The sequence below is a fragment of the Bacteroides cellulosilyticus DSM 14838 genome (assembly GCF_000158035.1).
GTDB classification, from domain to species: Bacteria; Bacteroidota; Bacteroidia; order Bacteroidales; family Bacteroidaceae; genus Bacteroides; species Bacteroides cellulosilyticus.
The window spans coordinates 365,010-371,191 of the sequence record NZ_EQ973491.1; the positions used below are offsets into that span (position 1 = coordinate 365,010).

6 protein-coding genes and 1 pseudogene are annotated in these 6,182 nt (G+C 48.6%); all 7 read right to left on the bottom strand.

Features of this window, described 5'->3' with window-relative positions; genetic code table 11:
• Window positions 1–1,638 (bottom strand): annotated as a pseudogene (gene nuoL, locus BACCELL_RS13790) (NADH-quinone oxidoreductase subunit L); the annotation flags it as partial.
• A gap of 41 nt (window positions 1,639–1,679) precedes the next feature.
• Window positions 1,680–1,988, bottom strand: coding sequence for an NADH-quinone oxidoreductase subunit NuoK (gene nuoK / locus BACCELL_RS13795; protein ID WP_007212453.1), 309 nt, complete (start codon window positions 1,986–1,988; stop codon window positions 1,680–1,682).
• A gap of 12 nt (window positions 1,989–2,000) precedes the next feature.
• Window positions 2,001–2,513 carry an NADH-quinone oxidoreductase subunit J family protein gene (locus tag BACCELL_RS13800; protein ID WP_007212454.1) on the bottom strand — a complete coding sequence of 171 codons (513 nt, stop codon included), beginning with the start codon at window positions 2,511–2,513 and terminating at the stop codon, window positions 2,001–2,003.
• A 31-nt stretch (window positions 2,514–2,544) separates the two neighbouring features.
• Complete coding sequence (locus BACCELL_RS13805; protein ID WP_007212455.1) at window positions 2,545–3,045, bottom strand: 4Fe-4S binding protein; 501 nt, start codon at window positions 3,043–3,045, stop codon at window positions 2,545–2,547.
• A gap of 3 nt (window positions 3,046–3,048) precedes the next feature.
• A complete protein-coding gene (gene nuoH, locus BACCELL_RS13810; protein WP_007212456.1) occupies window positions 3,049–4,125 on the bottom strand; it encodes an NADH-quinone oxidoreductase subunit NuoH in 1,077 nt (358 codons plus the stop codon).
• A gap of 117 nt (window positions 4,126–4,242) precedes the next feature.
• Window positions 4,243–5,835 (bottom strand): NADH-quinone oxidoreductase subunit D, encoded by a 1,593-nt coding sequence (locus BACCELL_RS13815; protein ID WP_007212457.1) that lies wholly within the window; start codon window positions 5,833–5,835, stop codon window positions 4,243–4,245.
• Between the two features lie 30 nt (window positions 5,836–5,865).
• A partial coding sequence (locus tag BACCELL_RS13820) for an NADH-quinone oxidoreductase subunit B (RefSeq protein WP_007212458.1) occupies window positions 5,866–6,182 on the bottom strand: 317 nt, incomplete at its 5' end.

Below are 6,182 nucleotides of genomic sequence, written 5' to 3' on the forward strand. Positions count from 1 at the left end.
CATAATCCGCGGAAACGACGGGCAAGGGCATTGGCAACGGGTTGCTTTGCCCGTGCGTACATGGCTGTGGCAATTGCGATGGAGATGACAGCTATAGCAATGCTGGTACCTGCCACCGCCCAGTCGAGATGAATCTCGTAAGCCGTACCGTTGGAAGAGATGAACTTACCGAAGGGGATGAAACCGGCTCCGATAGTAACAACAGCAAGAAACATCAGCGGAAAAGTCATAGTTAACGGACTTTCGTGGGGAGGTATGTTCAGCATGAAGCTCTTTATTCTCTTTGCCCCAGAAGATGCCGTAATAGAGGCGGAACATATAAAATGCCGTCATTGCAGCAATCACTGTCATAATCCAGCCCATTACAGGACTGAACTGGAAGCATGCTGTCAGTATTTCATCTTTAGAGAAGAAACCGGAGAATGGAGGAATACCTGCAATGGCAAGACAAGCAATCAGGAACGTAATATGCGTCACAGGCATGTACTTGCGCAGTCCACCCATAGCGGACATTTCATTGCTGTGTACCGCATGGATAATGCTACCTGCGCCGAGGAAGAGTAATGCCTTGAACATAGCGTGCGTGAACAGGTGGAACATACCGGCCATATAGCCCAGACCGCCATGATGCGGATCAGCAGAAGTACAAACTCCCAGTGCCACCATCATAAAGCCGATCTGTGAGATAGTAGAGAATGCCAGCACACGTTTGATGTCACTTTGCACACAAGCTACCGAAGCAGCATAGAATGCAGTGAACGCTCCAACGTAAGCTACCAGATGCAGCACGTCGGGTGCATAACCGATGAACAGCGGGAACATTCGGGCCACAAGGTAAACTCCGGCTACCACCATGGTTGCTGCATGGATCAATGCGCTGACGGGTGTCGGGCCTTCCATTGCATCCGGCAGCCAGATGTGTAATGGGAACATGGCACTCTTTCCGGCACCACCGATGAACATCAGTCCCAAGGCCAGAGGTATCATTGCCGCACCACCTTTCAGCAATGCCATTTCACTGGGATGGAAGGTGTAAGTTCCGGCATAATAACCGTAAATAAGGATACCGATCAGGAAACCCAGGTCGGCAAAACGGGTAACAATGAACGCTTTCTTGCTTGCAGCAACAGCAGACGGTTTCGTATAGTAGAAACCGATGAGCAAGTAAGACGAAACACCCACCAATTCCCAGAACAGATACATCTGGAAGATATTGGTAGCCACCACCAGACCCAACATGGACATGGTAAAGAGGCTGAGGAATGCATAATAGCGTTGGAATCCGCGCTCACCCTTCATGTAGCCGAAAGAGTAGACATGTACCATCAACGATACGGTGGAGATGACGATAAGCATCATCACAGAAATGGGGTCGAGCAGGATACCCAGGTCAATGCTCAGCGTTGAAGTGAAGGGCAACCACGTCACATTATAAGGCATAAGTGTGGCGAAAGTGCCGTCCGCCAGACGCGGAGCGGAGAAATACTGCCAGGCAGTGGCGTAGCTCAATACGGCTACCACAGCCAATACCGTGGTACCGATGATGCCCGCCGTCCGGTGCGTCATCCATTTGCCGCCAATCCCCAATACAAGGAAGGAGAGGAGGGGAAGCAGGAGAATGAAGATTGTATATTCCATATTCTTTTCTTTTTTATTCTATTATTGATACTGTACTGATTCTACCATTTCAATTCGTCCAGCTTATTAACCTGGATACTTCGTATATTGCGGTAGATGTTGATCATAATCGCGATAGCTACTGCCGTTTCGGCGGCCGAGATGGCAATGGAGAACAGGGCAAAGAAATACCCTTCCATTCCGTCAGGGAAAAGGAAACGGTTGAACACTGCGAAGTTGATATCCGTAGCATTCAGTATCAACTCGATGCTGATAAGTATCGCCAGTGTGTTGCGGCGGGTGAAGAACCCGTAGATACCGGCGAAAAACATGATAGCCGAAACTATCAGATAATATTCCATGTGAATCATAATCAATTGTATTTAGCGTTTACGTGCAATCACCAACCCACCTACGATACACGCCAGCAACAGGATGCTGACTGCCTCGAAGGGAAGCAGATAACCGAATTTGTCACTACTCAGCATAGAGTGTCCGATAGTCTTGATGTTGATTTCCAGCGGTACAAGATCGGTAGTAACGAGGAATTTATGTTTCAACGTAATGAATACTACGATGATGGCACCACCTACGGTTGCACCTAGACCAGCCAACAGTTTGCTACGTTTTAACTTGGTAGTACGGTCTCCTTCGCCACTGGTCAGCAGGATGGAGAAGACGTAGAGTACGACAATACCGCCGGCATAAACCATGATTTGTACCGAGCCTAGAAATGTGTAGCCCAGCAGGAAGTAGATGCCTGCCGTGCCGAAAAGCGTGAACAGCAGATACGTTGCCGAGCGTACCATGTGGCGTGTAGTCACAGTGAGAATGGAACATACGCTGATGAACACTGCCAGAAAGTAGAATACTACGGTTTCAAGGGTTATTTCCATATTCTTGAATTACAAATTACTTAATTACAAATTACTTTGTTGCTTCACTTTGGGGAGCAGCGGGTTTCTTTTTCTCTTCTACGTGACTGCCCGGATGGTTCAACGTCTTCACCAGCTTTGTACGGTCGAACACCGCATGCTCAAAGTCTGTAGCAAACGTAATCGCATCGTGTGGACAAGCTGTGACACAAAGTTGGCAGAACATGCACGAACCGAGGTCGTATTCATACTTTGCCAATATCTTCTTTTTTTTGCCGTCCTCAGTCTCTATCATTTCACTTGTTACCTTGATGGTATCGTTGGGACATGCTATCTGGCACAGCCCGCACGCTATACAATGGTGTTCATTCCGGTCATTGTGCGGCATGGTCAGCGTACCGCGGAAACGGTCGAACATCTCCAGTGTCGCACGATTCTCCGGGTATTGCTCTGTCACTTTCCGGCGGCAGAAGACGGTCATGGTAGTTTTCATACCCGTCAGCAAAGAACCGATGCCGTGCATCAGTCCGCCAAAATAACTGTATGTTTTCATAATCTAAAAGTGCAGTTTAAATACAACAATCAGTACCATCAGAATGAGGTTTACCATCGAGATAGGTACCAGATACTTCCATTCCAATGCCAGGATCTGGTCGATACGCAAGCGGGGGAATGTCCATTTAATCCACATCAGCAGGAATACTACGAAGAATGCCTTGCCGAAGAACCAGATGAAGCCCGGAATATAATCCATTATGGCGTTGAAGCCATCCAGTCCTACAATATGAAGCGGCATCCAGCCGCCCAGGAAGATGGTGGCAGCCACGCTGGCTACGATAAACAGGTTCAGATATTCGGCCAGATAGAAGAAACCGAAGTGCATACCGCTATATTCGGTGTGGTATCCTGCCGTCAGTTCGCTTTCTGCTTCCGGCAAGTCGAACGGCCCACGGTTACACTCTGCATTTCCGGCTATCAGGTAGATAACAAAAGCGATCACTGCCGGAATGTGTCCTTTGAAAATGAACCATCCGTCAGCCTGTCCTTCTACAATTTCTGAGAACTGCATCGTACCCATCAGCACTACCATAGTTAATATGCTCAGTCCTACAGACAACTCGTACGAGATAATCTGTGCTCCGCTTCGCATGGCTCCGATCAATGAAAATTTGTTGTTGGATCCCCAACCGGCCAGCAGAATACCTAATACACCTATACTGGATGCTGCCAGCAGGAAGAATACACCTACATTGAAATTCAGCACTTCCATACCTTTATTAATAGGGAGGCAGGCAAATGTCAGAAATGAAGCTATGATCACCATGAACGGTGCCAGGTTGTAGAGGAAGCGGTCGGCAGCTTTCGGAGTGAAGATTTCTTTGGTCAGCATCTTCAACACGTCGCAGATGACCTGAATGCTACCCCATTTACCTACACGGTTCGGACCGAGACGACACTGGAAGAAAGCACATATCTTGCGCTCCATGTAAATCAGAATGATGGCGAGTACGGCATACATCAGAATGATGCACACGCCTATCACTACACATTCGAGGAATATCGCCAGACCTTCCGGCATCAGGGAAGTCAGCGTCTGGTGTATCCAGTTGGTTACTATACTAAAGTCAAACATCTTGTAATTTACAATTTACAATTTACAATTTACGAGGCACTTTACAATGGCAATGCATCAACCGACTACTCATGCGCAGCTAAATTGTACATTGTACATTGTAAATTGTACCTTCCTTTACCTATCAATATCTGGCACTACGTAATCCAGCGTTCCCCCGATTGCAATCAGGTCGGCAATCTTTGCTCCGCGGCAAATGGTATCTACGGTGCTTACCAGCGGTAATCCCGTGGAACGGAAATGCAGACGGTACGGAGTCTTGTCGCCATGGCTTTCCAGGAAGACGCCGAACTCACCACGGCTACCTTCTACGGCAGTATAATACTGTCCTTCGGGTACACGGATGATGGGTTTCATCTTTTCCTGATATGGGCCTTCGGGGATGTTATCAATGAGTTGTTCAAGGATATTCATGCTTTCCATGATTTCGTCCATACGAACCATGTAGCGTGCCCAAGAGTCGCCTTCGGTATAAACGATTTCTTTGAAGTCCACTTTGTCGTATACTCCGTAGGGATGGCGTTTACGGACATCGCAAGCCCAGCCGCTGGCACGTCCTGTACCACCTGTAGCTCCGAAAGCGATGGCATCTTCACGGCTCAGTACTCCTACGCCTTTCAGACGTTGCTGGGCGATGATATTGCCGGTGAACACCTCATGATATTCGTGGATGATGCCACGCAGGTAGGGGATAAACTCTTTCACTCGTTTCTGGAAGTTGGGATGCAGATCGGCCTGCACACCACCGATAGTGTTGTAGTTCATAATAAGGCGTCCGCCGCAAGTTTCCTCGAAGATGTCGAGTATCTTCTCGCGGTCGCGGAAACCATAGAAGAACGCGGTCAAAGCACCAAGGTCCATTGCGAGACAAGAGTAGAACAGCAAGTGAGAGTCTATGCGCTGCAATTCGTCCATGATGGTACGGATATACTTCACACGGTCGCTTACTTCAATGCCCATAGCCTGCTCGATGCATGCACAAAGGGCGTGGCGGTTCTGATGTGCGCCCAGATAATCCAGACGGTCAGTCAGTGCCAATGTCTGCGGGTAGGTGAGGCTTTCGCACATCTTCTCGATGCCCCGGTGGATGTAGCCGCAGTTGGCATCTATCTTCTCGATGGTTTCACCTTCCAGTGATACACGGAAACGCATTACACCGTGCGTGGCAGGGTGTTGCGGACCGATGTTCACAACATATTCTTCGTCTCCGAAGAGTACCAGTTCTTTATTCTTTATTGTACCATCCGGGTTAAGTGCCAGTTCGGTAGTGGTATCAATGGTTTCTTCATTGTCCATACGTAGCGGATTGTCCTTTTCCGGATCATTGTCCTTACGCATAGGGTATCCTACCCAGTCGTTACGCAGGTAGAGGCGGCGCATGTCGGGATGTCCAATGAAGATGATGCCGTAGAAATCGTATACTTCACGCTCCAGGAAATCTGCTGCTTTCCAGATGTCACTGACACTGGGTAACTCGGCATTCTCGCGGTCCAAGGTAGCGGTACGTACGACTAAACGTTCTCCGGTAGTGGTGGATTCCAGATGATAAACCACTCCTAAACCACGCGGTGTATCCGGCGTATCCTTGTCGGTTGTTTCTCCCCAGTCCATACCGGTCAGGCATTCCAGAAAGTCCATCTGCTGCTCTTGGCGCAGGCGGAGCATTTCGGCATGCAAGTCCGTAGGTTTTATAAATCGTATATTATCCATATTTTGATTATGTTTCGTTATTGTAGCTCATCACTCGTCACTATCCGGTTTCGGTTCCTTCCGGTTCACTCCGCCGAAGAATTTCTCTATCTTCACTTTACGCTGCAACTGCATCATGCCGTAGTAGAACGCTTCCGGACGAGGGGGGCATCCCGGGATGTACACATCCACCGGCAGAATCTTATCTACTCCATTCACTACGTGATAGGATTTCTTGAACGGTCCGCCGCTAACGGCGCATCCACCCACGGCAACCACGTATTTCGGGTCCGGCATCTGGTCGTATAGGCGTTTCAGTACAGGCGCCATCTTATTTGTGATAGTTCCGCACACCATAATCATATCTG

Coding starts and splice junctions, on each gene's coding strand:
- nuoK (WP_007212453.1), bottom strand. CDS start 1,988: ATGATTCACATGGAATATTATCTGATAGTTTCGGCTATCATGTTTTTC.
- BACCELL_RS13800 (WP_007212454.1), bottom strand. CDS start 2,513: ATGGAAATAACCCTTGAAACCGTAGTATTCTACTTTCTGGCAGTGTTC.
- BACCELL_RS13805 (WP_007212455.1), bottom strand. CDS start 3,045: ATGAAAACATACAGTTATTTTGGCGGACTGATGCACGGCATCGGTTCT.
- nuoH (WP_007212456.1), bottom strand. CDS start 4,125: ATGTTTGACTTTAGTATAGTAACCAACTGGATACACCAGACGCTGACT.
- BACCELL_RS13815 (WP_007212457.1), bottom strand. CDS start 5,835: ATGGATAATATACGATTTATAAAACCTACGGACTTGCATGCCGAAATG.